General features: G+C 59.7%; 16 protein-coding genes. 1 reads left to right on the top strand and 15 read right to left on the bottom strand.

Going from position 1 to position 25,044, the window contains the following annotated elements; translation table 11 throughout:
• Positions 1 to 3: 3 nt before the first annotated feature.
• Entirely contained in the window at positions 4 to 3,582 is a 3,579-nt protein-coding gene (locus tag AB4N73_RS11630) for a Tc toxin subunit A (RefSeq protein WP_460143468.1), read from the bottom strand.
• Between the two features lie 294 nt (positions 3,583 to 3,876).
• On the opposite strand from AB4N73_RS11630, the gene AB4N73_RS11625 reads away from it, so the two are divergent.
• Positions 3,877 to 7,872, top strand: coding sequence for a fibronectin type III domain-containing protein (locus AB4N73_RS11625; protein ID WP_423662190.1), 3,996 nt, complete (start codon positions 3,877 to 3,879; stop codon positions 7,870 to 7,872).
• A gap of 135 nt (positions 7,873 to 8,007) precedes the next feature.
• Here AB4N73_RS11625 and nuoN read toward each other — a convergent pair whose 3' ends face one another.
• From nuoN to aceA, 14 genes are all read right to left on the bottom strand, one after another.
• Positions 8,008 to 9,471, bottom strand: coding sequence for an NADH-quinone oxidoreductase subunit NuoN (nuoN, locus tag AB4N73_RS11620; protein WP_460143467.1), 1,464 nt, complete (start codon positions 9,469 to 9,471; stop codon positions 8,008 to 8,010).
• A gap of 7 nt (positions 9,472 to 9,478) precedes the next feature.
• The gene (nuoM, locus tag AB4N73_RS11615) at positions 9,479 to 11,011 is read right to left on the bottom strand and encodes an NADH-quinone oxidoreductase subunit M (protein ID WP_016775285.1); all 1,533 of its coding nucleotides are present in this window, start codon (positions 11,009 to 11,011) and stop codon (positions 9,479 to 9,481) included.
• A 39-nt stretch (positions 11,012 to 11,050) separates the two neighbouring features.
• On the bottom strand, positions 11,051 to 12,904 hold the full coding sequence (gene nuoL / locus AB4N73_RS11610) for an NADH-quinone oxidoreductase subunit L (protein WP_024013419.1): 1,854 nt from the start codon (positions 12,902 to 12,904) through the stop codon (positions 11,051 to 11,053).
• Entirely contained in the window at positions 12,901 to 13,209 is a 309-nt protein-coding gene (gene nuoK, locus AB4N73_RS11605) for an NADH-quinone oxidoreductase subunit NuoK (protein ID WP_003180046.1), read from the bottom strand. The genes nuoL and nuoK overlap by 4 nt, the downstream gene beginning before the upstream one ends.
• A 3-nt stretch (positions 13,210 to 13,212) precedes the next feature.
• Positions 13,213 to 13,713, bottom strand: coding sequence for an NADH-quinone oxidoreductase subunit J (gene nuoJ, locus AB4N73_RS11600; protein ID WP_007951462.1), 501 nt, complete (start codon positions 13,711 to 13,713; stop codon positions 13,213 to 13,215).
• 9 nt (positions 13,714 to 13,722) lie between these two features.
• Positions 13,723 to 14,271, bottom strand: a complete 549-nt coding sequence (nuoI, locus tag AB4N73_RS11595) for an NADH-quinone oxidoreductase subunit NuoI (RefSeq protein ID WP_016775283.1) — start codon at positions 14,269 to 14,271, stop codon at positions 13,723 to 13,725.
• Between the two features lie 11 nt (positions 14,272 to 14,282).
• A complete protein-coding gene (gene nuoH / locus AB4N73_RS11590; protein WP_039763316.1) occupies positions 14,283 to 15,290 on the bottom strand; it encodes an NADH-quinone oxidoreductase subunit NuoH in 1,008 nt (335 codons plus the stop codon).
• On the bottom strand, positions 15,287 to 18,001 hold the full coding sequence (gene nuoG / locus AB4N73_RS11585; protein WP_310216891.1) for an NADH-quinone oxidoreductase subunit NuoG: 2,715 nt from the start codon (positions 17,999 to 18,001) through the stop codon (positions 15,287 to 15,289). The genes nuoH and nuoG overlap by 4 nt, the downstream gene beginning before the upstream one ends.
• Before the next feature lie 136 nt (positions 18,002 to 18,137).
• A complete protein-coding gene (gene nuoF, locus AB4N73_RS11580) occupies positions 18,138 to 19,493 on the bottom strand; it encodes an NADH-quinone oxidoreductase subunit NuoF (protein ID WP_024013417.1) in 1,356 nt (451 codons plus the stop codon).
• A complete protein-coding gene (gene nuoE / locus AB4N73_RS11575; protein ID WP_003223804.1) occupies positions 19,490 to 19,987 on the bottom strand; it encodes an NADH-quinone oxidoreductase subunit NuoE in 498 nt (165 codons plus the stop codon). Before nuoE ends, nuoF begins: the two co-directional genes overlap by 4 nt.
• A gap of 2 nt (positions 19,988 to 19,989) precedes the next feature.
• Complete coding sequence (gene nuoC / locus AB4N73_RS11570; RefSeq protein WP_076563524.1) at positions 19,990 to 21,774, bottom strand: NADH-quinone oxidoreductase subunit C/D; 1,785 nt, start codon at positions 21,772 to 21,774, stop codon at positions 19,990 to 19,992.
• A 69-nt stretch (positions 21,775 to 21,843) separates the two neighbouring features.
• Positions 21,844 to 22,518 carry a NuoB/complex I 20 kDa subunit family protein gene (locus AB4N73_RS11565; RefSeq protein ID WP_016775278.1) on the bottom strand — a complete coding sequence of 225 codons (675 nt, stop codon included), beginning with the start codon at positions 22,516 to 22,518 and terminating at the stop codon, positions 21,844 to 21,846.
• Positions 22,519 to 22,528: 10 nt separating this feature from the next.
• Entirely contained in the window at positions 22,529 to 22,942 is a 414-nt protein-coding gene (locus tag AB4N73_RS11560; RefSeq protein ID WP_003223812.1) for an NADH-quinone oxidoreductase subunit A, read from the bottom strand.
• A gap of 646 nt (positions 22,943 to 23,588) precedes the next feature.
• On the bottom strand, positions 23,589 to 24,914 hold the full coding sequence (gene aceA, locus AB4N73_RS11555) for an isocitrate lyase (protein WP_016775277.1): 1,326 nt from the start codon (positions 24,912 to 24,914) through the stop codon (positions 23,589 to 23,591).
• Between the last annotated feature and the right edge of the window lie 130 nt (positions 24,915 to 25,044).

Here is a 25,044-nt window from a genome sequence, read left to right as displayed (position 1 = left end):
TCCTCAACCATTGTCACGTGATGGGGCGGCGTTAGAGTGGGCGGCCATGACTCCCTCACCGACGGCTTTCCAGGCCAGCAGATCGCTTTGTTCGCCCAGCGCGGTGGCTTGCAATAGGGTTTTGGCGGCCAAGCCGCTGGCCTGACAAGCGGCCTGGCAACGACGGACCCAGTCGACTTGAGCCATCGAGGTGGCGCGTTTATCGGGGAGCGAGCTGGTCAGCTCGGCAACTTGCGCCTGCGGCCAGTTCAGCAAACGAGCAAGGGCAGCATCGGCCGTTTCGCTGGCGAGCTGGCGCAGGGCCTTGTTTTTCAATTGGGCCTTGGCTGGATTGGCGCAGCTGAAATAACTCAGGACATGGTCTTCGGACTGGCTCTGGCTGTGGAACCAATGACTGAAGCGTTCAAGCAGATAGAGATCGGAAAGCGAAGGCATGCTGTTACTGCCTTCCTCGTATGCCGCGCCACCCAGCCACATCGGATTGATTGCAAACAGGCGCAGAGCGCTATTGCTCAAACGCAGCTCTCTGGCGATCTCGGCGTGGCGAGCCACCCGTTGATAATCCTCGATCAACGCTTGGGGCAGCGGGGTCTTGAGTGCTTGCTGCAAAATGCTATAGGGCGTGGCCCACGCCCAGTGAATGACCGCCCGGCAGCAATCCGGCGCGAGTTTCGCGGTTTCCTGGAAAAGCCCTTCGAGCAACTGGGCCTGACAGTCATGCACATCGAGCAGGAACTTGACGAGTCTGTCTGCGCAAGCATCTTTGACAGGTTGGGCCAGCCCTAGACCTTTGAGCGCTTGCGCGACATCGGCCTGTAACCAGGCAACGGGTTCATCTGTCAGGGTCAGTGTGCGATCAAGGCCAGACAGCAGGCCGTCAGCAGTGATCAGATGGTGTTCGATCAGCAATTGAAACCAGTTGATTTCTCCTCGCTTGCGTTTGCCATCCTCTTGCAGTGGCAGACCCAGCGCATTGACTTGCGCCTCGGTCGCCAGGCTGCGGCGCGTATCGCTCTGCAGCGTGGTCAGACGCGCCCGCAACTCATCGGGCAGGGGAGCTTGCTCGGCCAATCTGATCTGCTGATCATTTTCCTGCTCTTCGGGATTTGGCGGGGCATCGATGCCCAGGCGTTGCAATACCTGCGTCACGGTCTGCTGACTGTCTTTGAGCCAGGCGAAGGCCCAATCCAGTTGCATCAGCACATCGAGGATGTCCGGATTCGCATCCGCAGTCGTTGCACTCAAGCGGCCGCTGGCCAGTGCGGTTTTGTAAGACGAGCCTCCGAGAAGTCCCGCCAACGCCAGCAGTTCTTCGACCGAGTGACCGAACAACCGGGCTATCCGCGCCTGGCGGTACAACGAGGAAACGGTAGGCAAGTCACGCTTGAGCGCGCCCACGTGCTTTTCGGTCTGACGGGCAATCAACAGCAAAGAGTCTTCGGTGGGTTGCACACCGAGCCCGGCACAGAGTTGCAGCAGGGTTTTCTGCGTCGCGGCATCAAGGGTGGTCAAATCGATGGGTGTTTGATCAAGAATCAGCGGTGTGTCGAACAGTTGCACATGGTTGAACACTTGATCGAACAACGGCACCGCGTCCTTGCCGCTGGCATAGGGGCTGAGGTCGTGCAGCAGCGCCGCGAACTCTTCAGGTTCGATGCTGTAGCGCTGGTTCAGGTAGCGATAGACGCCCAGCGCACGCAGGGTGTTTTCGTTGAGCTCCATGCCCAGGTTTGATTCGCCCTCGGCGCGGATGGCACTGCAGATCAACGTGTCGAGCCTGGCGAAAGGAATGCCGCTCCAGCGTTGCAGGCGGATCATCCGCTGAAGGCGATCGAGACGATCAAGTGAGGTTTTGGTCAGACGCCATTGTGTGTTGTCACCCGACGCTATCCGCTCCAGTCCTATGGCGTGGTCTGACTCATCGCTCAGGTCTGTTTCCGGGGCCGGTTCCGGCGCGCTGTCGGACAGTTCAGCACCGGGACCGATGCCATTGACGTAGCAGGCACCGTAGTGATTTGGAAAAGACCCGGTCAGCAGGTCAATCCTGTTCGGGGTCGGCTGCAGGTATGGACAATTGGGCGACAATCGCACTGCAAAGCTGCGGCGGGCCACAAGTTGCTCGACCTGTTCAGCGGTGAGGCCAGTGTGCTGCATGAAGTCGGTCAACAGGGTCAATTGCTGCACAGGCGCATCGCTGGTGACTTCGACACCGTAGGCGCCTTTGAAAAAGTTCTTTTCTGTCGTCGTCAGGCGGTACTGCTCATCCAGCGTAAAGGCGAAGCGCTGTCTGGCCAGACGGACCGGTTGCTCCACCGTCCCGGTGGCGGTGATCAGATCGAATCTGGCTGTGTATTCCTGCTCGGTCGGCGTGGGAAGGGTGGCAGCCTGGAAATGCACAACGATGGGTTTATCTATCGCAGCGTGCAGACGATTTATCAGCCAGCCAGTCCCTGTGAGGTCCGGCACGTTAGAGCTCAGATCGATACTGGCAGGCACGGTCTTGTCGTCTTTACGAAAGGTCAGTGAGACAACGGTTTTGGAGCCGCCTTGATTCGTTGGTGCGTCCGCCAACGGAGTCGCGACCACGTCGTCGGGCTGCCCGGACAGGAGCAAGTAACATCTGCTTGGTGTGGTATGTGGCCGCAGGTAGGCAGTGAGAGGGTTTTGCCAGCCGTTGATGAGATTGCTGCGGGTCAGATAAAAATGGCTGAACACCGGGGGGGCGAGCAGCAATTGCTGTTGTTGTGGGCTCAACCCGCACAGCAACCGTTGTGCCTGTAGCGCCGGTTGCTGCAATTGCCCATAGTCATTGATTGCCACCTGTTTGATCGGTAGCAACAGACTGGCCCGGTAATTCAACTCGCCCAGACGCGGCTTATTATCAGCGAGCCCAAGTTGGCATTGGTGATGATAGAAGTTGTAGGGCAGTTCGAAGGGGTAGCTCCGTTCGGCCAGTACCTGATAGGTGGATTTGCTTTTGTCGGGAAGATTGCCATCCAGATAGGTGCGCAGATGACTTTCCAATACCTGCGTGACAATTTCCAGCATTGGTCTCGGTGTGAAGGTGCTCTCCTGGCTGATCAACAGGTCCTTGAGGTCAGGACGGCGTTGATCCATCAACAGTCGCTTGGGATCCTCACTGGTGGCTTCCAGTTGCAGGGAAAATCTCCGCAGTTCAGTCAGGTAGGCCACCGGACTATCGTTGGCGGCAATGGCTCCGACCTTGGTGAACTCGTCCCAGTTTTCATTGAACATGCGTTGATAGGTAGCGCCCAGCGAAACCAGCGAGCTCACACCACTGCGTTGAGCCAGTTGCTGCAACGCGCCGGAAGAGGTCTGGTATTCCCGATACAGGCGCGAAATGAGCGCCGCATACTTCATCGCATTGTCATAAGCCACATCGGCGTTGGCGTCGCTGTGAAGGGCGAGCTGGCGAGCGAACGCTGCTTTGGATAAACGGACGATGTCGAAAACTGACGTGAAGCCCATTTGCTGCATGGCGGTGGGGAAGTCGTTGCGGTCTGTCTTCAATCTGGCGTCGGAACTGATGAGGGCGTTCATCAGGGAGGGGGTGTCGGCCATGACTTTGGATCTCCTGCCAGAAGGGGGCATTGGAAAAATGCCTGGGCAGGAACAAAGTAACGACAAAATGAACTTGGGTAACCTGTCAAACCTGACAGGTTTTCAACAGTTTTTTAGGCCTTATGGAAATCAATTGAATTGCTGTTATGCAATTTGCAAATGCTGACTTTTCCATGCTCAAGCATGACCGTCCGTCCGAACTGTCACAGTTGACAGGTAGCCGCAAGGAATGCACGACGTCAAGAATCGCATCTGAAGATCGGCAATTGCGCCGGGATAACGGGAGCGATGGATATGGATGACGAAAACAAGCTGCAACCGAATGGCCTGTGGCCGGCGCCTTTGATTTTGTCACCTTTAAGCAACTCTACAGTCTCGCCAGGCGGGTTCAATATCGTCGCTCTATCTCCTGGAGGAGTCACTGATAGTTGGAAAATCGAATGCTGGGGAGAAGCAACTGACCATCATGGTTCAGAAGATGAGTGGGCAAAGCTGGAGCATTGGGTACCTGATACGTCTTTTGATCGCTTTGGTGCGTACTTCAATTTCAAAGTCAGGTACAAGCAGGTCTGGGTCTGGAGTGAATGGGCTGAATGTCACAATTTGTATGTGCCGCAACCTGTACCGCCCGATCCGGCCAAACCGCCAAAACCGACCATTTATCCGCCACCCAAGCCGGCATCAGTAAGAGAGTCACTGGGCATTGGCGGCGTTTTGCTTAATGCCAAGGTGCACATGTACACCGACAGAGACATACCGGTGCCTGGCATTTACGTTGTCAACACAGGCATTTTCATGCCAACAGCGGAGTGGGTTGCAGGTACCACTCGGGTCAAGGTTGTGCAGATCCTGAACGGCATGGCTTCGGATCCGAGCAATCTGGTTTCCGTTTCAGTGGGGCTATCCAGACCAAGCATTGACTGGCCACCGAACCCGGCCATGGGTAATCAAACGCTAAACATAACCGGCGTAGAGACAGGTGACGTCACGCTGCGAATGTTTACCGAGGCAGACGCACTTGTCGCTGGCAGTTTCACCGGTAGTGGCGCAACTCGCGTATTTACGCCCACAGAGAGATGGCGCGGTGGCACGACCGTTGTATCTGTTGTGCAGACCCTGGGCGGTGTGTCTTCCGATCCAAGCCTTTCGGTCTCCGTTAGAGTGAAGCCATTCAAACCCCACATCTCACTCCCGCCCAACCCGTCTTCCAGTACCCAGTCACTGGAAATTACCGGTGTTGCGAACGGCGACGTTACTTTGCAGATGTCTAACGCCGCCGATGGCGTGGTGGCCGGCAGTTTTACCGGCAGTGACAGCAAACGTACTTTCACCCCAACGGCGAACTGGGCTGCGGGTATCACCCGCGTCAAGGTCGTGCAGACTGTAGACGGTATGCATTCTGATCCGAGTGGACCGGTTTCTGTGCCAGTGAAACCCTCCAGACCAAGCATTGCCGAACCACCGAAACCGGCGTTGGGCAATCAAACGCTAAAAATAAGCGGTGTGGTGAGCGCTGTGGTCAGCCTGCAAATGTATACCGCCGCAAATGCCCCTGTAGCTGGCAGCTTTACCGGCAATGGCGATACTCGCATTTTTTATCCAGCGGTCAACTGGGGTGGGGGCATCACCGTGGTCACGGTTGTGCAGAGTGTTGACGGTATAGCCTCCGACCCGAGCGCCCCGGTTCCTATTGCAGTGAAGCCGTCCAAACTAACCATTACACCACCACCCAGTCCGGCTGCAGCGAAAGAGCCGTTGATCATTACCGGTGTTTCCTCGGGCGTTGCCGTCCTACAAATGTCCACCACCGGAGGTGCGCCGATAGAGGGCGAGTTCGCCGGTAGTGGCACGGAGCGTACCTTTGTATCAAAAACTGGCTGGAAGCCAGGCAGTACGGACGTCTGGGCCGTGCAAACGATAAACGGGATGGTCTCGGATCCAAGCGATCCGGTCACTGTTTCGGTAATAGAGAAGCCTCCCGCCCCCGTAATCATTCAGCCTCTACCCCACACCGTTCATCATGCCGATGTCAGGGTGCAAGGAACGTGCATTGCGGGAGCGACGATCACCTTGCAAAGTGCCGCTGGCACCTCTCTGCAAGGCGACCTGACCTACGATGCAACGACATGGTCTTTCGAGTACCTGTGGCTGCCCGGTCCTAAACATATCAAGGCGCAGCAGAGTGTGAATGGAGATACGTCTGAAGCAACCGCTGTCCTCGAGTTCTACATCAAGCCAGCTACGCCTGACATCGAGCCGCCAACCGACCCGGCAACACCGAAACAGCCTTTGAAAATCACCGGTGTCGCGTCAGGCGTCGTCACCCTGCAAATGTTCACCCAACCCGATAGAGCTGTGCCTGGCGAATTCGCCAGCAACGGAGCCAACCGCCTCTTCACTCCGGTGGAGGACTGGTCGCCCGGCGAAAACACCGTCTACGTCATCCAGACAGTAAACGGCGTGGACTCTGACCCCAGTGACTTGTGCACTTTCACCGTGGAGGTGGAGGACCGGCCCGACGCCCCTCAATTCCAGCAACCGCAGGCGGGGGGCTTAACCTCACGGTATCCCTCCCTCAAGATCGCCGGCCTGCCAGGCGCGCTGCAAACCGTTCGTTTTGAGAACGGTGCGACGTTGCACGAAGAGACAGCGGGTGCAGACGGGATCCTGACATTCACAGTGGTGGAACCGTTGGATCCAGGCACCATTGTCCTTGAGGCTAAACAGGCCAGCGGTGGGACTGATTCGGATTGGAGCGCGCCGCATCGGTTTACGGTCAAGGCTGCCCCGTCAACTCCATCGATCGAAGCGCCACGGGCGAACTCCGAAACATCACGCTATCCGAGGATTCGAGGCACAGGAGCAACGGGAGGTGAGATTGTCCTGCGTCATGCGCTTGATCCCAAGGAAGAGTTTGCCATCGTCGACGGTTCAACCCGGTGGAATTGGACCGCAGAAAAAGCGTGGCCCCTCGGAGACTACGCCGTGCAGGCCCGGCAGACATTCGACGGCGACTGGTCCGACTGGACTGAGGCTCGCTCCTTCAAGGTCAGCGAATCGCGGTATGCCATTGGCGACGCTACACCCGCCATCGGTACACCGGTGGTGGGCACCGAGCAGAGCGTGCTGTTGCGAATCCAGGTCATCTCCGGTGTCAGCGGGGAGGTAGCGGCTGGCGTGGAGGTGAAGTGGCGCGTCAATGGCGAGGAGGAATTGCTGGCGACAACGCAGACCGATGTCAACGGCTGGACCAGTTATCGCTATACACCTGAGACAGTCGGCAAGCATGAAATTCTGGCGGACGTCACTCAGGATAACGCCGGTGTGATTTTGACCGAACTCTATGAAGTGAATGCCGTACTGGACGATGTCTGGGCGCAGGCAGCAGAGCTTTATCTGGACGGTGAGCGCGTCGACGCTGCAAGCGAACTCGTGCTGTTGAGAAAAAACCTGCCCTATAAGCTGGAGCTGAAGATTGCCGACGACAGTGTTTTGATTGGCTCTACCGTCACTTTGCAGAACTTCTGGGGCGCGAAGGAACGAGGCCTGACTTTCAACCCTGATCTGGGCACGCCGCTGACAATAAACAAAGGATCGTCAATCCATTGGTATATTTCTACCGAAGAGGCGAACAGTGGTTTTTATGGTTTGAGTCTGGCCAGTTCGATACTGCCCGACTGGGAGCTGCCCGGGCGAGTGGAAGCGGGGGATTTGGCTGACGCCGTGAGGTTTGATCTGGATGGGTTCCCCCAGGTGTTCGGTGGTGCCCCGGCGTACCCCTGCCTTGGGGCCACGCATACATTGACTTTGCGACCCCAGGACAGCAGTTTTTTGCTCGGCCAGGACGTGGTTCTGGAGTTGAGTGCGCAAGCGGCCGATCTAGGCGTGACCTTGAGTCCGAGCATCCCGCAAACGCTCGGCGAGGACGGGGTGAGCTGGTTGCTGAACTGCGTCGACAGTACCAGTGCCGGCGATTTCGCAGTCTGGTTGAAGGTGCCGGCGCTGGAATTCAGTTCGCTGGAGTTGCCCATGTCGCTGGCGCATAACAGTGCTGAGGTATCTGAAAGATTCGGCCCTCAGCAAATGGGAGGTTCGGCCTCGTTCTGGAGATATGGCATTCGCGCGGTTTCCACTTTCACGGGGCTGCCGGCGGGGGGAGTGCCGGTGACCGTCGCGGTGACTGGCAAGCCAACCATGGAAAATGTTACTGCTCGCGATGGCTGGATATTTATCAGCTACTACGACGGAGAGTCTGCAAGCCTGACCATTCGTAACCGCTATGGAAAGTAGTGGCTGAGCAAGCGTCGACAAGGGGAGTGAGGCGCGGTACTCGTCGAGGGTAGTTTGCTGTGCAACAAATCCCGGACAAAAAAAACGGCACCTGCGAAGGTGCCGTTTTCATGTGTAGCCAGATCAGCCGAGCAATCAGCCCGCCAGACCAGCCTGCTGTACCAGCACCAGCAATGGCTGCGGGTACACGCCCAGGAAGAAAGCGACCAGGGCGATGGCCAGCAGCATTACGCCGCCTGCCTTCTGTTCCCAGTGCAATTGGGCGTCGTGGCGACGCAGGTTTGGCTCGATCAGGTACAGGGTGACCATCACGCGCAGGTAGTAGAACACGCCGATGGCGCTGCCCAGTACCAGTGCGCCGACCAGCCACCACTGACGCGTTTCGACGCCGCTGGCGATGATGTAGAACTTGCCGATGAAGCCAGCGGTCAGCGGAATGCCGGCCAGGGACAGCATCATCACGGTGAGCACGGCGGTCAGATACGGACGGCGCCAGAACAGGCCGCGGTACTCGTACAGGGCGTCGGCGTCGCGGCCGTTGTACGGCGAGGACATCAGGGTGATCACGCCGAACGCGCCGAGGCTGGTGATGACATAAGTCACCAGATAGACGCCGATGGCTTCTACCGCCAGCCCCTTGCTCGCCACCAGTGCGATCAGCAGATAGCCGAAGTGCGCGATGGACGAGTAACCGAGCAGACGCTTGAGGTTGCTCTGGGTCAGGGCCAGCAGGTTACCGAACAGGATCGAGGCGACCGCGATAACGCTGAGCACATCGCTCAGCACACCACTGCTGGCAGCAGGGGAGAGCTGGAACAGACGCACCATCACCGCAAACACCGCGACCTTCGAAGCGGTGGCGAGGAACGCCGCCACTGGTGCCGGAGCACCTTCGTAGACGTCGGGCGTCCACAGGTGGAACGGTACCAGCGACAGCTTGAACGCCAGACCGATCAGCATCATGCCCAGGCCCAGTTGCGCCAGCGGGCTTGGCAGGCCGGTCGCGGCCAGGGCCTGACCGATGCCGACGAAGCTCAGCGAACCGGCGTCGGCGTAGAGCAGCGCCATACCGAACAGCAGGAACGCGGAACCGGCGGCCGACAGCACCATGTACTTGATGCCGGCTTCCAGCGAACGCTTGTTGAAAAAGGCGTAAGCGACCAGACCGTAGACCGGTACCGAGAGCAGCTCCAGACCGATGAACAACCCGGCCAGGTGCTGCGCGCTGACCAACACCAGACCACCGGCGGCGGCCATCAGGATCAGCAGGTACAGTTCTTCGCGATTGCCCGGGTAACCCGAACCGCCATCACCCAGATAGGCGTGGGCGAGGGTGACGCAGGCGAGGGTGGCGACCAGGATCATCGCCATGTACAGGCAGGCAAACGCGTCGATCTGCAGCAACGGGGTGACGGCCAGAGGCGCGACTTTCAACGCAGGCAGGATCGACAGCAGGGCCAGGTTCAGACCCGCCACCGAAATCAGGAAGGTCTGCGAGTGGTTGCGGCGCCAGGCGATTGCCAGCATCACCACGATAATGGTGAGGCTGGTGATCAACAGTGGCGCAAGCGCAATAAAGTGTCGAATCGTGAATTCCATAGCGCTCTTACCGGGCCGAAGCGAGTTGAGAGAAGGCGGTGCCGAGCCACTGCTGCACGCCATGCATGGTGGCGGCAGAGGTGTCGAGGAACGGTTGCGGGTAGACGCCGAGGTAAATCAGCAACACCGCCAGACCGAGCACCATGATCAGTTCGCGCGCGTCCATGCCGTGCAGCACCGCGTCGGATTTCGACGGGCCGAAGTAGGCACGGTGGATCATGATCAGCGAGTAGACCGACCCGAACACCAGACCGGAAGTGGCAATCGCCGTGACCCATGGAGCGCTGGCGAAGGAGCCGATCAGGATCAGGAACTCGCCGACAAAGTTACCGGTGCCCGGCAAGCCCAGCGACGCCGCCGCGAAGAACAGGCTGATCGCCGGCAGGTAAGCGATACGCGACCACAGACCGCCCATCTCACGCATGTCACGCGTATGCAGACGCTCGTACAACTGACCGCTGAGGATAAACAGCGCCGCTGCCGACAGACCGTGCGCCAGCATCTGGATCACTGCGCCTTGCAGCGCCAGTTGGCTGCCGGAGTAGATGCCGATCAACACGAAGCCCATGTGGGAAACGGAAGAGAAGGCAATCAGACGCTTGATGTCGGTTTGTGCGAACGCCAGGAACGCGCCGTAGAAGATCCCGATCAGACCGAGGGTCATGGCGATCGGCGCGAACTCCGCCGAAGCGTTCGGGAACAGCGGCAGGGCGAAACGCAGCAGACCGTAGGCCGCGGTTTTCAGCAGGATACCGGCGAGGTCGACGGAACCGGCAGTCGGTGCCTGGGCGTGAGCATCAGGCAGCCAGGAGTGGAACGGTACGACGGGCAGCTTGACCGCGAAAGCGATGAAGAAACCGAGCATCAGAATGTACTCGGTGGTCATCGACATCTTGGTTTTCAACAGGTCGGCGTAGTTGAAGGTGATCACGCCGGTGTTGTTGAAGTTGACCAGCACCAGACCGAGGATCGCCACCAGCATGATCAGGCCGGACGCCTGAGTGAAGATGAAGAACTTGGTCGCTGCGTAGATCCGGGTTTTCTTGCCGTCCGAAGAACTGTGACCCCAGAGCGCGATGAGGAAGTACATCGGCACCAGCATCATTTCCCAGAAGAAGAAGAACATGAACAGGTCGAGGGCGAGGAACACGCCGACCACACCGCCCAGGATCCACATCAGGTTCAGGTGGAAGAAGCCAACGTGACGTTGAATCTCTTTCCACGAGCAGAGTACCGAGAGGATACCCAGCAGACCGGTCAGCAGGATCATCAACAGCGACAGGCCGTCGAGGGCCAGGTGCACGTTGATGCCGAAACGCTGGATCCAGACATGCTTGAACTCAAGCGCCCAGGTCGGATCGGCGCCCGGCGCCGGTGCGAATGAATAGTCACCGTGGGCCCACAGCCAGAGGCCGAGCGCGAGTTCCAGGGTCATGGTCAACAGCGCAATCCAGCGCGGGAGGGTAGCGCCGAAGCGCTCACCCATCCAGCACAGCAGGCCGCCGATGAAGGGGATCAGGATTAGCCAAGGCAGAATCATGACGGGCTCGTTTCCTTTCGCAAATTCGCAAGGTTCATATCAGACCGCTACCAGCACGATGGCGCCGATCACCAGCACGGCACCAGCAGCCATCGAGGCGGCGTACCAACGCAGTTGACCGGTCTCGGTGCGGCTCAGGGCAGTGTGACCACCCTTGGCCATACGCGGGATCAGACCGATGGTCTGGTCGAGCGGGTCTTTGCGCAGTACATGGCTGATCGCAAGGTACGGCTTGACGAACAGTTTGTCGTAGATCCAGTCGAAGCCCCAGGCAGCGAACCACCAGGCCGAAAGGAAACGGCCGATGCCGCTGTTGGCGATCGCCGTGACGAAGCGACGCTTGCCGAGGAACAGCAGCGCTGCCAGCAGGATACCGGCCAGGGCGATGGCGCCCGAGGCGATTTCCAGACTGTGTTTGGCTTCGCCACCGGCATGCCCGACGCTTTGCGGCAGTACGCCGTGCAGCGGTGGCACGATCATCGCGCCGACGAAAGTCGACAGCACGATCAGTACCGACAGCGGCAGCCAGTGGGCAATGCCGTGGCCGGCGTGGGCTTCGGTCTTGGCTTCACCGTGGAACGCGATGAAGATCAGGCGGAAGGTATACAGCGACGTCATGAACGCACCGACCAGACCTGCGTAAAGCAGACCCTGGTTGCCGCTGGCGAACGCTTCCCAGAGGATTTCGTCCTTGGAGTAGAAGCCTGCGGTAACCAGTGGCAGAGCGGCCAGCGCGGCACCACCGACGATGAAGCTGGCGTAGGCCAGTGGCAGTTTCTTCCACAGACCGCCCATCTTGAAGATGTTCTGCTCGTGGTGGCAGGCGACGATCACCGCACCGGAAGCAAGGAACAGCAGGGCCTTGAAGAAGGCGTGGGTCATCAGGTGGAAGATCGCGCCTTCCCAGGCGCCAACGCCCAGCGCCAGGAACATGTAGCCGATCTGGCTCATGGTCGAGTAGGCGAGGATACGTTTGATGTCGGTCTGCACCAGCGCGGCGAAACCGGCCAGTACCAGGGTCACGCCACCGACGATGCCGACGAGGTGCAGGATGTCCGGCGCCAGCGCAAACAGACCGTGGGTACGGGCAATCAGGTAGACACCGGCGGTCACCATGGTCGCGGCGTGGATCAGTGCCGAAACCGGGGTAGGGCCGGCCATCGCATCCGCGAGCCAGGTTTGCAGCGGCAGTTGCGCCGATTTACCGACAGCACCGCCGAGCAGCATCAGGGTTGCCAGAACGATCCAGAAGTCACCGACCTTGAAGTGCTCCGGCGCACGTACCAGCAGTTCCTGGACGTTCAGCGTGCCCAGTTGCTGGAACAGGATGAACAGGCCGATGGCCATGAACACGTCGCCGATGCGGGTGACGATGAACGCCTTGAGTGCCGCGTTACCGTTGTTGCGGTTGCTGTAGTAGAAACCGATCAACAGGTACGAGCACAGGCCCACGCCTTCCCAGCCGAAGTAGATGAACAGCAGGTTATCGCCGAGGATCAGGAACAGCATGCTGGCGATGAACAGGTTGGTGTACGAGAAGAAGCGCGAGTAACCGTCTTCACCACGCATGTACCAGGACGCGAACAGGTGGATCAGGAAGCCGACGCCGACGACCACGCCGAGCATGGTCACCGACAGGCCATCCAGGTACAGCGCGAAGTTCGGCTGGAAACCTTCCACCGACATCCAGCGCCACAGCACCTGGGTGTACACGCCACCTTCCGGCGGCGCGACGTTGAATTGCCAGATCACGTAAGCGGTGACGATGGCCGACAGGCCGATCGAACCGACACCGATCAGCGCCGAGAGGTTTTCCGAGAAGCGGCCGCGCGAGAACGACAGCAACAGGAACCCGATCAGAGGGAATACGAAAGTCAGAAAGAGTAGGTTCATCCGCGCATCTCACTGGCAGCGTCGATATCGAGCGTGTGGAAGCGGCGATACAGTTGCAGCAGGATCGCCAGGCCAATACTGGCCTCGGCTGCGGCAAGGCTGATCACCAGGATGAACATGATCTGTCCATCCGGCTGCGCCCAGCGGGCGCCCGCAACGATGAAGGCCAGGGCAGAGGCGTTCATCATCACTTCCAGACTCATCAACACGAACAAAATGTTGCGGCGGACCATCAGGCCGACCAGACCAAGGCAGAACAGGATGCCGGCGACGGCCAGTCCATGTTCGAGAGGGATAGCAGGCATGTCTTACTCCTTCGCCTCGTTACGGCCCAAATGGAACGCCGTGACGGCTGCGGCGAGCAGCAGCATCGAGGCGAGTTCGACCACCAGCAGGTACGGGCCGAACAGGCTGATGCCCACGGCTTTCGCGTCTACGGTGGTGTGGCCGATGGCCTGGCCGCTCTGGTGAGCGAACAGCACATACAGCAGTTCGGCCAGCAGCAGCGCGGCAAGAATCACCGGTCCTGCCCAGATGCCGGGCTTGAGCCAGGTGCGTTCCTGCTGCACCGAGGCGGGACCCAGGTTGAGCATCATCACCACGAACACGAACAGCACCATGATGGCACCGGCGTAGGCGATCACTTCGAGCACGCCGGCGAACGGTGCGCCGAGGGCGAAGAAGGTCATGGCCACGGCGATCAACGAGATGATCAGGTAGAGCAGGGCGTGCACGGGGTTGGTGTTGGTGACCACACGCAGCGTGGACACCACAGCAATACCCGATGCGAAATAGAAAGCGAATTCCATCGTTCTTCCTTAAGGCAGCAAGCTCTTCACGTTGATCGGTTCGGCTTCGTTCTGCGCAGCGCCTTTCGGCTTGCCAGCGATTGCCATACCTGCAACACGATAGAAGTTGTAATCAGGGTTTTTGCCGGGGCCGGAGATCAGCAGATCTTCTTTCTCGTACACCAGGTCCTGACGTTTGAACTCGGCCATCTCGAAATCCGGGGTCAGCTGGATCGCGGTGGTCGGGCAGGCTTCCTCGCAGAGACCGCAGAAAATGCAGCGCGAGAAGTTGATCCGGAAGAAGTCCGGGTACCAGCGACCGTCTTCGGTTTCAGCTTTCTGCAGCGAGATGCAACCCACCGGGCAAGCCACGGCGCACAGGTTGCAGGCCACGCAGCGTTCTTCGCCATCGGGGTCGCGGGTCAGGACGATGCGGCCACGGTAGCGCGGCGGCAGATAGACCTGCTCTTCGGGGTATTGCAGGGTGTCGCGTTTGCGAAAGCCATGGCCGAAGACCATGACCAGGCTGCGCAACTGGGTACCGGTACCCTTAACGATGTCGCCAATATATTTGAACATGGGTCAAATCCTCACTGAACCGCAACCGCAGGCGTGTTCAACAACACAACCGCAGCGGTCACCAGCAAATTGATCAGGGTCAGTGGCAGGCAGAATTTCCAGCTGAAATCCATCACCTGGTCATAACGCGGACGCGGGATGGAAGCGCGCAGCAGGATGAACAGCATGATGAAGAACGCGGTCTTCAGTGCGAACCAGACGAAGGACAGTTGCGGCAGGATGCCGAACGGACCGTGCCAGCCACCGAAGAACAGGGTGACCAGCAGCGCCGAGATCAGGATGATGCCGATGTATTCACCGACGAAGAACATGCCCCATTTCATACCGGCGTATTCAATGTGGTAACCGTCGGCCAGTTCCTGTTCCGCTTCCGGCTGGTCGAACGGGTGACGGTGAGTCACGGCGACGCCAGCGATGAAGAAGGTACAGAAGCCGAAGAACTGCGGAATGATGAACCACAGGTTCTGCGCCTGGTACTCGACGATGTCGCGCATGTTGAACGAGCCGACCTGCACCACGATGCCCATCAGGGCCAGGCCCATGAACACTTCGTAGGACACGGTCTGCGCCGAGGCACGCAAGCTGCCGAGCAGGGCGAACTTGTTGTTGCTCGACCAGCCGGCGAACAGCACCGCGTACACCGACAGACCGGCCATGGCGAAGAAGAACAGCAGGCCGATGTTCAGATCCGCCACGCCCCAGGTCGGGGTGATCGGGATGATCGCGAAGGCGATCAGCAGGGCGGACATGGCCACCACCGGCGCCAAAGTGAAGATCACCTTGTCGGCAAACGGCGGGGTCCAGTCTTCCTTGAAGAACATCTTCAGCATGTCGGCGGCGATCTGGAACATGCCGAACGGGCCAACGCGGTTCGGACCGTAACGGTCCTGCCACCAGCCCAGCAGGCGACGTTCGACAAAGCTGAGCAAGGCGCCCGCGACCACCACGGCCAGCAGGATCACGATGGCTTTGATGACCGTCAGGATCACATCGATCACTTCAGGGGTGAACCAGGTCATTGCGCTGCCTCCTGCAGACCGTCGACGGATACGCCGGCGAATGCCGGTGGAATGCCGGCGATGCCCGCAGGCAATGCCACCAGACCGGCGCCCAGTTCTTCATTGATGCGCAGCGGCAGACGCAGGGTCTGGCCGGCAACGTTCAGGCTCAGCAGAGCACCGTCGTTGACGCCGAGGCGATCCGCTTCGGATTTCGCCAGAGCCACGTACGGAGCCGGAATGCGCTCTTGCACCGGCGCGGCTTTCGAAGAATTTTCTTCGCTGCCGAACAGGTGGTAGAACGGCACGGCCTGCCAAGTGCCCGGCGCCGGATTGAATGCGCGCGGAGCAGCAGCGAACCAGTTCAGCGAGTCGCCAGTGCTTTCGATCAGGCGCGTGCCCGGATCGCCAGCGCGCAGATGACCACCGACTTCGTCCTGGAACTTGTTCCAGGCTTGTGGCGAGTTCCAGCCCGGCGACCATGCGAATGGCACTTGTTGACGCGGTTCGGCGGAGCCCGAGTAACCTTCCATGGAGAAGGCGAACGCGGTGTCCTGGTCTTGCGGGGTGCGTGGTTCGTGAACGCTGATGTCGGCGCGCATCGCGGTGCGACCGGAGTAACGCAGCGGCTCACGGGCCAGTTTCAGACCCTTGATGCGGAACGCAGCGGAAGGTGCAGCATCGACGATACGTGCCAGTTGCGCGGTGCTCGAGGCAACGGCAGCGGTGACGTGGTCGAGTTGCGTCCAGTCGATCGGCTGGTTCAGCAGGGTCGCGCGCAGGGCGTGCAGCCAGCGCCAGCCTTCGTGAACCAGGATGCTCGCGTCCATGTATTGCGGATCGAAAACCTGGAAGAAGCGCTGGGCGCGGCCTTCCTGGCTGACCAGCGTACCGTCGCCCTCGGCGAAGCTCGCCGCTGGCAGAACCAGGTGCGCGCGATCGGTGGTGGCGGTTTTCTGATGGTCGGCAACGATCACCACTTTTGCAGCGTTCAGTGCGGCATCGACCTTGGCTTTGGCGGTGCGGGTGTACAGATCGTTTTCCAGCACGACGATCGCGTCGGCCTTGCCATCGATGACCGCTTGCAGCGCGGCGTCGACCGACTCGCCACCGAGCATGGCCAGACCGAGGCTGTTGGCCTCCGGCACGATCAGGCTGATCGAACCGTTCTTCTCGCGCAGCTTCAGGGCTTTGGCGATGTTCGCGGCAGCTTCGATCAAGGCTTTGGAGCCCAGCGAAGTACCGGCGATGATCAGCGGGCGCTTGGCGGCGAGCAGGGCATCGGCGATGCGCTGCGCCAGTTCCAGGGCTTCGGTGTCCAGACCTTCAACGGCCGGCGCGCTGGCATCCAGCGCGTGAGCCACGGCGAAACCGATGCGCGCCAGATCGTCGGGAGCGGCGTGTACGCATTCTTCGGCAACGTCGTCGAGTTTGGTTTCGGCGAGGCTGGCGATGAACAGCGGGTTCAGCGCGTGCTGGCCGATGTTCTTCACCGCCGCGTCGAGCCAAGGCTGGACGCGCATGGCTTCAGCCATGTCTTCAGCCTTGCCCTTGACCGACTGACGCAGAGCCAGCGCCATACGTGCAGCGGTCTGGGTCAGGTCTTCACCGAGGACGAAAATCGCGTCGTGATCTTCGATGTCGCGCATGTTCGGCACTGGCAGCGGGCTGTCGTTCAGCACCTGCAGGACCAGACGAATGCGCTCCAGCTCGGAGGCTTCGATACCCGAATAGAAGTGCTCGGCACCGACCAGTTCGCGCAACGCGTAGTTGCTCTCAAGGCTGGCACGCGGCGAACCGATACCAACGATGTTGCGTCCGCGCAGCAGGTCGGCGGCTTTGTCCAGCGCAGCGTCGAGGCTGAGCTTGGTGCCATCGGCCAGCAGCGGCTGACGTGGACGGTCAGTGCGGTTCACGTAGCCATAACCGAAACGGCCACGGTCGCAGAGGAAATACTGGTTCACCGAACCGTTGAAACGGTTTTCGATGCGACGCAGTTCACCGTAACGCTCGCCCGGGGAAATGTTGCAACCGCTCGAGCAGCCATGGCAGATGCTCGGGGCGAACTGCATGTCCCACTTGCGGTTGTAGCGCTCGGAGTGAGTCTTGTCGGTGAACACGCCGGTCGGGCAGACCTCGGTGAGGTTGCCGGAGAACTCGCTTTCGAGGGTGCCGTCTTCAACGCGACCGAAGTACACGTTGTCGTGGGCGCCGAATACACCGAGGTCGGTACCGCCGGCGTAGTCCTTGTAGAAACGCACACAGCGGTAGCAGGCGATGCAGCGGTTCATTTCGTGAGAAATGAACGGGCCGAGTTGCTGGTTCTGGTGGGTGCGTTTGCTGAAGCGATAACGGCGCTCGTTGTGGCCGGTCATCACTGTCATGTCTTGCAGGTGGCAGTGACCGCCTTCCTCGCACACCGGGCAGTCGTGCGGGTGGTTGGTCATCAGCCATTCGACAACGCTGGCGCGGAACGCCTTGGATTCTTCATCGTCGATGGAGATCCAGGTGTTGTCGGTGGCAGGGGTCATGCAGGACATGACGATGCGACCACGGGTGTCGTTCTCGTCGGTGTACTGCTTGACCGCGCACTGGCGGCAGGCCCCGACGCTACCAAGCGCGGGATGCCAGCAGAAATATGGAATGTCGAGGCCCAGCGACAGACATGCCTGTAACAGGTTGTCTGCCCCGTCGACTTCGAGCGCTTTGCCGTCTACGTGGATAGTGGCCATGGTTCAAAGGTCTTCGTTGGCCCGGTGTCAGCGGGCGTGGCTAATGGAATCTTGTTATGCGTCCGAATCCAAACAGCCCCGGAGGGCGTCATCGGACGAAAGGCGAAGGGCACGGACCCTTCGCCTTTTTAAACGTTTACGCGCCGACTACGATCGGCCTTGCCAGAGGCGGGACGGCGGCGCTGACAGGCGCGATACCGGCTTCGAACTCTGGACGGAAGTATTTGATGGCGCTGCCCAGCGGCTCCACGGCACCCGGTGCGTGAGCACAGAAGGTCTTGCCCGGGCCGAGGAAACCGACCAGACCCAGCAGGGTCTCGATGTCGCCTGGCTGGCCCTTGCCCTGTTCGATGGCCATCAGCAGCTTGACGCTCCATGGCAGACCATCGCGGCACGGGGTGCAGAAACCGCAGGATTCGCGAGCGAAGAACTGCTCCATGTTGCGCAGCAGCGAGACCATGTTGACGCTGTCGTCCACCGCCATCGCCAGACCGGTACCCATCCGGGTGCCGACCTTGGCGATACCGCCGGCATACATTTGTGCGTCGAGGTGCTCGGGCAGGAGGAAACCGGTACCGGCACCCCCTGGTTGCCAGGCCTTGAGCTTGAAGCCGTCGCGCATGCCGCCGGCGTAATCTTCGAACAGTTCACGACCGGTGACGCCGAATGGCAGTTCCCACAGGCCCGGGTTCTTGACCTTGCCGGAGAAGCCCATGAGTTTGGTGCCCATGTCTTCGGAGCCTTCGCGGGCCAACGATTTGTACCAGTCAACGCCGTCGGCAATGATCGCCGGCACGTTGCACAGGGTTTCGACGTTGTTCACGCAGGTCGGCTTGCCCCACACGCCGACGGCGGCAGGGAAGGGCGGCTTGGAGCGCGGGTTGGCGCGGCGGCCTTCGAGGGAGTTGATCAGTGCGGTTTCTTCACCGCAGATGTAACGCCCGGCGCCGGTGTGGACGAACAGCTCGAAATCGAAACCCGAACCGAGAATGTTCTTGCCCAGCAGGCCGGCCGCCTTGGCTTCTTCCACGGCGCGGTTGAGGTGCTTGGCGGCGGTGGTGTATTCGCCGCGCAGGAAGATGTAGCCACGGTAGGTTTTCAGCGCACGGGCACTGATCAGCATGCCTTCGATCAGCAGATGGGGCAGTTGCTCCATCAGCATGCGGTCTTTCCAGGTGTTCGGCTCCATTTCATCCGCGTTGCACAGCAGGTAGCGGATGTTGATGGATTCGTCCTTGGGCATCAGGCCCCACTTCACACCAGTGGGGAAGCCGGCACCGCCGCGGCCTTTGAGGCCAGCGTCTTTGACGGTCTGGACGATGGCGTCCTGATCCATCTCGGCGAAGGCTTTGCGCGCAGCGGCGTAACCGTTCTTGGCCTGGTACTCGTCAAGCCACACGGCTTCGCCGTCATCGCGCAGACGCCAGGTCAGCGGGTGCGTCTCGGCCGAGCGTTGGATGCGGTTGGCTGGACCAAAAGATGTCAGGGTCATACGTAGCCCTCGAGCAGTTTGGCCACGCCAGCAGGCTGCACGTCGCCAAAGGTGTCGTCGTCGATCATCAGCGCCGGTGCCTTGTCGCAGTTGCCGAGGCAGCAAACAGGCAGCAGGGTGAAACGACCGTCGGCGGTGGTCTGACCCAGGCCGATGCCCAGATTGTTCTGGATTTCGCTGACCACCGACTCGTGGCCGCCGATGTAGCAGACCATGCTGTCGCAGACGCGAATGATGTGGCGGCCGACCGGCTGACGGAAGATCTGGCTGTAGAACGTCGCCACGCCTTCAACGTCGCTGGCCGGGATGCCGAGGATCTCGCCGATCGCGTACAAGGCGCCATCCGGCACCCAGCCGCGTTCCTTCTGAACGATCTTCAGGGCTTCGATCGACGCCGCGCGCGGGTCTTCGTAGTGATGCAGCTCGTGCTCGATGGCCGAGCGCTCGGTTTCACTCAAGGTGAAACGGTCTGTCTGGATAAGCGTGCTGTTCATGCTTAGCGGTCCACGTCGGCCATAACGAAGTCGATACTACCCAGGTACGCAATCAAGTCCGCGACCATGCTGCCTTTGATCACCGAAGGGATCTGTTGCAGGTGCGGGAAGCTCGGAGTACGGATCCGGGTACGGTAGCTCATGGTGCCGCCGTCGCTCGTCAGGTAATAACTGTTGATGCCCTTGGTCGCTTCGATCATCTGGAAGGATTCGTTGGCCGGCATGACCGGGCCCCACGAAACCTGCAGGAAGTGCGTGATCAGGGTTTCGATGTGCTGCAGCGTGCGCTCTTTCGGCGGCGGCGTGGTCAGCGGGTGATCCGCCTTGTACGGGCCTTCCGGCATGTTGCGCATGCATTGATCGATGATCTTGATGCTCTGGCGCATCTCTTCGACGCGGACCATGCAGCGGTCATAGGCATCGCCGTTGACGGCCAGTGGCACTTCGAATTCGAAGTTCTCGTAGCCCGAGTACGGACGCGCTTTGCGCAGGTCGAAATCGCAACCGGTCGAACGCAGGCCGGCACCGGTGACGCCCCATTCCAGGGCCTCTTTGGTGTTGTAGGCAGCGACGCCGACGGTACGACCCTTGAGGATGCTGTTCTGCAGGGCGGCCTTGGTGTATTCGTCCAGACGCTTGGGCATCCACTCGACGAAATCCTTGACCAGTTTTTCCCAGCCGCGCGGCAGGTCGTGGGCGACGCCACCGATGCGGTACCAGGCCGGGTGCAGACGGAAACCGGTGATCGCCTCGATCACCGTGTACGCCTTCTGGCGGTCGGTGAAAGTGAAGAACACCGGGGTCATGGCGCCGACGTCCTGGATGTAGGTACCCAGGAACAGCAGGTGACTGGTGATCCGGAAGAATTCGGCCATCATGATGCGGATGACATCGACCTTCTGCGGCACCTTGATGCCGGCGAGCTTCTCGACCGAGAGCACGTACGGCAGGTTGTTCATCACGCCGCCGAGGTAGTCGATACGGTCGGTGTACGGAATGTAGCTGTGCCAGGACTGACGCTCGCCCATCTTCTCGGCGCCACGGTGGTGGTATCCGATGTCCGGGACGCAGTCGACGATCTCTTCACCGTCCAGCTGCAGGATGATGCGGAACGCACCGTGCGCCGAAGGGTGGTTCGGGCCGAGGTTGAGGAACATGTAGTCCTCGTTGGCTCCGGAACGCTTCATGCCCCAGTCTTCCGGACGGAAACGCGCGGCTTCTTCCTCAAGCTGCTGCTTGGCGAGGTTGAGGCTGAACGGATCGAATTCGGTGGCGCGCGCCGGGAAGTCCTTGCGCAGCGGGTGACCTTCCCAGGTCGGCGGCATCATGATGCGCGACAGGTGCGGGTGGCCTTTGAAGTCGATGCCGAACATGTCCCAGACTTCGCGCTCGTACCAGTTGGCGTTGGGCCAGATGCTGGTGACGGAAGGCATGCTGAGGTCGCCTTCGGACAAGGCCACCTTGATCATCACGTCACTATTACGCTCCAGCGACATGAGGTGATAGAACACGGTGAAATCGGCGCCGGTCGGCAGCCCTTGACGCTTGGTGCGCAGACGCTCGTCCACGCCGTGCAGGTCATAGAGCATGACGTACGGCTTGGGCAGGTTGCGCAGGAAAGTCAGGACTTCAACCAGTTTGGCACGGGCCACCCACAGCACCGGCATGCCGGTGCGGGTTGCCTGTGCGGTGAACGCTTCGGCGCCAAAACGGTTGTTCAGTTCGACGACCACATCCTGGTCGTCTGCCTTGTAAGGCGGGATGTACAGAGCACTGCCTGTAGTCATGGTTATTTTTTCGCTTTCGGTCAACGTAAAGAATGAAGCCAGCTTCTCGTTACTTGGAACAGAACTGGATCAGACTTCGTCAGGGCTGCGCAGATTGGTGACTGCGATTCGCTGTTCGCGGCGCTGTTCCTTCTGCGATGGCATGTCGGCGCGATATACGCCTTGATCACCAACGACCCAGGAAAGCGGACGACGCTCCTGTCCAATCGATTCCTGCAACAGCATCAAGCCTTGCAGAAATGCTTCCGGACGGGGCGGGCAGCCAGGTACGTAGACGTCCACGGGCAGGAACTTGTCCACCCCTTGAACCACGGAGTAGATGTCGTACATGCCGCCGGAGTTGGCGCACGAACCCATGGAGATAACCCATTTCGGTTCGAGCATTTGCTCGTAGAGACGCTGAATGATCGGCGCCATCTTGATGAAGCAGGTACCGGCGATAACCATGAAGTCGGCCTGACGCGGCGAGGCCCGGATGACTTCGGCGCCAAAGCGCGCGATGTCGTGGGGCGCCGTGAAGGCGGTGGTCATTTCCACGTAGCAGCACGACAGGCCGAAGTTGTACGGCCACAGAGAGTTCTTACGTCCCCAGTTGACCGCGCCACTCAGCACGTCTTCCAGCTTGCCCATGAAAATGTTTTTGTGGACTTGATCTTCTAACGGATCGGCAACGGTTTCCCGCTGGCCAATCGGATACTGCTCGTTAGGAGCATCGGGGTCGATCCTGGTGAGATTGTATTGCATTGCCAAAGCCTCATTGTTTCAGCTTCGCCTGCCGCTTGCGACGAGCTTCCGGAGCCCAGTCAAGGGCGCCCACTCGGAACAGGTAGACAAGACCTGCCAACAGAATTGCTATGAAAACGAGAGCTTCGACGAATCCGGTCCAGCCGCTTTCGCGGACGGACACAGACCATGCAAAGAGAAAGAGGGCTTCGATATCGAAGATCACGAAGAGCATCGCGACCAGATAGAATTTGGCTGAGAGCCGCAAGCGGGCGCCACCGGTAGGTAGCATGCCCGACTCGAACGGTTCGTTTTTGCTGCGACCCCAGGCTTTTGACCCGAGGAGGCTGGAGACGCCAAGCATGAAGGCACACAGGCCGACGACACCCAGAAGGAAAATGGCAAAGCCCCAGTTGTGGGCCATGAGTCCTGTCGCTTCGGGCATGCTGGTAATCCTTAACAGAGAGCAAAGGTCTCTGAGCTTGATAAAGAAATAAGGCAGTGACGATATGTCGCAGCAATCAATCGGGCTGATTTTATGGCTAAACACCCGGCAAGTAAAATTCCAAAGGCGAAATTATTTACCGGATTAAGGACATAGCGTCTCCTGAAGGCGCTGCGGCCCATGCGTTGCGGGCATTAGCCGGGTTTCCGTCAATTATGTTTTGTAGGCTTTGTAACGAACATAGTTGCTGCTAAATGATAATTGATATCGTTTGGAGTGGTTTTGTAACTGTTTAACCAGTGAGTGGCTGGGAAGTTGTCTTACTTGCGCATTACTGCAAGTAGCGAAGCCTACCGTTTTAGCGGAAATTTCTGACGCTTGTAGCGCTTCAGATCAATGTTCCATCTCTCGGCTGACGGTAGCCCTGTGGGAGCGAGCCTGCTCGCGAAAGCGGTGGATCAGCCTCCAGATGTGCAAGCTGACTTATCGCCTTCGCGAGCAGGCTCGCTCCCACAGGAAATTTATGGGGGCTTTGAGATTCCAACAGGCAAAAAAACGCCCCGATCCAGTCGGGGCGTCAGTCTTGCGGCTTTGCGGTTAGCTTTTTATTCGATCCGCAAAGGCCGTTTGCTCAGGTGAGGCCGAATCAGTGGAACTGTTCTTCTTCGGTCGAACCGGTCAGCGCGGTCACCGAGGACGAGCCGCCCTGGATCACAGTGGTCATGTCGTCGAAGTAGCCAGTGCCCACTTCCTGCTGGTGCGCAACGAAGGTGTAACCCTTGGCGGCGTCAGCGAATTCCTGCTCTTGCAGCTTCACGTAGGCGGTCATGTCGTTGCGGGCGTAGTCGTGCGCCAGGTTGAACATGCTGTGCCACATGTTGTGAATGCCGGCCAGGGTGATGAACTGGTGCTTGTAGCCCATGGCGGACAGTTCGCGCTGGAACTTGGCGATGGTCGCGTCGTCCAGGTTCTTCTTCCAGTTGAAGGAAGGCGAGCAGTTGTACGACAGCAGCTGGTCCGGGTATTCCTTCTTGATTGCTTCAGCGAAGCGACGGGCTTCTTCCAGATCCGGCTTGGCGGTTTCGCACCAGATCAAGTCGGCGTACGGAGCGTAAGCCAGGCCACGGGCGATCGCTTGATCCAGGCCGGCACGTACCTTGTAGAAACCTTCCTGAGTACGCTCGCCGGTCACGAATGGCTGATCGTACGGGTCGCAGTCGGAAGTCAGCAGGTCAGCCGCGTTGGCGTCGGTGCGGGCCAGAATGATGGTCGGCGTGCCGGCAACGTCAGCTGCCAGACGGGCAGCGGTCAGCTTCTGTACGGCTTCCTGGGTTGGCACCAGAACCTTGCCGCCCATGTGGCCGCATTTCTTCACCGAAGCCAGTTGGTCTTCGAAGTGAACGCCGGCGGCGCCTGCTTCGATCATGCTCTTCATCAGCTCGTAGGCGTTGAGTACGCCGCCGAAGCCGGCTTCAGCGTCAGCCACGATTGGCGCGAAGTAGTCGATGTAGCCGTCATCGCCCGGGTTCTTGCCTGCTTTCCACTGGATCTGGTCAGCACGACGGAACGAGTTGTTGATGCGCTTGACCACGGTCGGTACCGAGTCCACCGGGTACAGCGACTGATCCGGGTACATCGATTCTGCGGAGTTGTTGTCCGCAGCCACCTGCCAGCCGGACAGGTAGATCGCCTGGATACCGGCCTTGACCTGCTGAACAGCCTGGCCGCCGGTCAGGGCGCCCATGCAGTTGACGAAATCTTTCTCTGGACGGAAGGACGGCTTGGCACCCTGGGTAACCAGGTTCCACAGCTTCTCGGCGCCCATCTTCGCGAAGGTGTGCTCAGGCTGAACCGAGCCACGCAGGCGGACCACGTCAGCAGCGGAGTAAGTGCGAGTCACGCCTTTCCAGCGCGGGTTCTCGGCCCAGTCTTTTTCGAGGGCTGCAATTTGCTGTTCGCGTGTCAGTGCCATGGAGATAAACCTCGTCGCGTCTTTTATGAAAAGTTGTTCTGCGGTGGAAAATTCCTGCGCTCGCTGACCAGAAGCTTAGGTGGTCAAGTCGAATTCGGCGGGGTAGGCGACGGGATGAACGATGGGCTCG

The sequence above is a fragment of the Pseudomonas sp. S3_B08 genome (assembly GCF_054667725.1).
This window is presented reverse-complemented; position numbering and strand designations above follow the sequence as displayed.

Coding starts and splice junctions, on each gene's coding strand:
- AB4N73_RS11630 (WP_460143468.1), bottom strand. CDS start 3,582: ATGGCCGACACCCCCTCCCTGATGAACGCCCTCATCAGTTCCGACGCC.
- AB4N73_RS11625 (WP_423662190.1), top strand. CDS start 3,877: ATGGATGACGAAAACAAGCTGCAACCGAATGGCCTGTGGCCGGCGCCT.
- nuoN (WP_460143467.1), bottom strand. CDS start 9,471: ATGGAATTCACGATTCGACACTTTATTGCGCTTGCGCCACTGTTGATC.
- nuoM (WP_016775285.1), bottom strand. CDS start 11,011: ATGATTCTGCCTTGGCTAATCCTGATCCCCTTCATCGGCGGCCTGCTG.
- nuoL (WP_024013419.1), bottom strand. CDS start 12,904: ATGAACCTACTCTTTCTGACTTTCGTATTCCCTCTGATCGGGTTCCTG.
- nuoK (WP_003180046.1), bottom strand. CDS start 13,209: ATGCCTGCTATCCCTCTCGAACATGGACTGGCCGTCGCCGGCATCCTG.
- nuoJ (WP_007951462.1), bottom strand. CDS start 13,713: ATGGAATTCGCTTTCTATTTCGCATCGGGTATTGCTGTGGTGTCCACG.
- nuoI (WP_016775283.1), bottom strand. CDS start 14,271: ATGTTCAAATATATTGGCGACATCGTTAAGGGTACCGGTACCCAGTTG.
- nuoH (WP_039763316.1), bottom strand. CDS start 15,290: ATGACCTGGTTCACCCCTGAAGTGATCGATGTGATCCTGACGGTCATC.
- nuoG (WP_310216891.1), bottom strand. CDS start 18,001: ATGGCCACTATCCACGTAGACGGCAAAGCGCTCGAAGTCGACGGGGCA.
- nuoF (WP_024013417.1), bottom strand. CDS start 19,493: ATGACCCTGACATCTTTTGGTCCAGCCAACCGCATCCAACGCTCGGCC.
- nuoE (WP_003223804.1), bottom strand. CDS start 19,987: ATGAACAGCACGCTTATCCAGACAGACCGTTTCACCTTGAGTGAAACC.
- nuoC (WP_076563524.1), bottom strand. CDS start 21,774: ATGACTACAGGCAGTGCTCTGTACATCCCGCCTTACAAGGCAGACGAC.
- AB4N73_RS11565 (WP_016775278.1), bottom strand. CDS start 22,518: ATGCAATACAATCTCACCAGGATCGACCCCGATGCTCCTAACGAGCAG.
- AB4N73_RS11560 (WP_003223812.1), bottom strand. CDS start 22,942: ATGCCCGAAGCGACAGGACTCATGGCCCACAACTGGGGCTTTGCCATT.
- aceA (WP_016775277.1), bottom strand. CDS start 24,914: ATGGCACTGACACGCGAACAGCAAATTGCAGCCCTCGAAAAAGACTGG.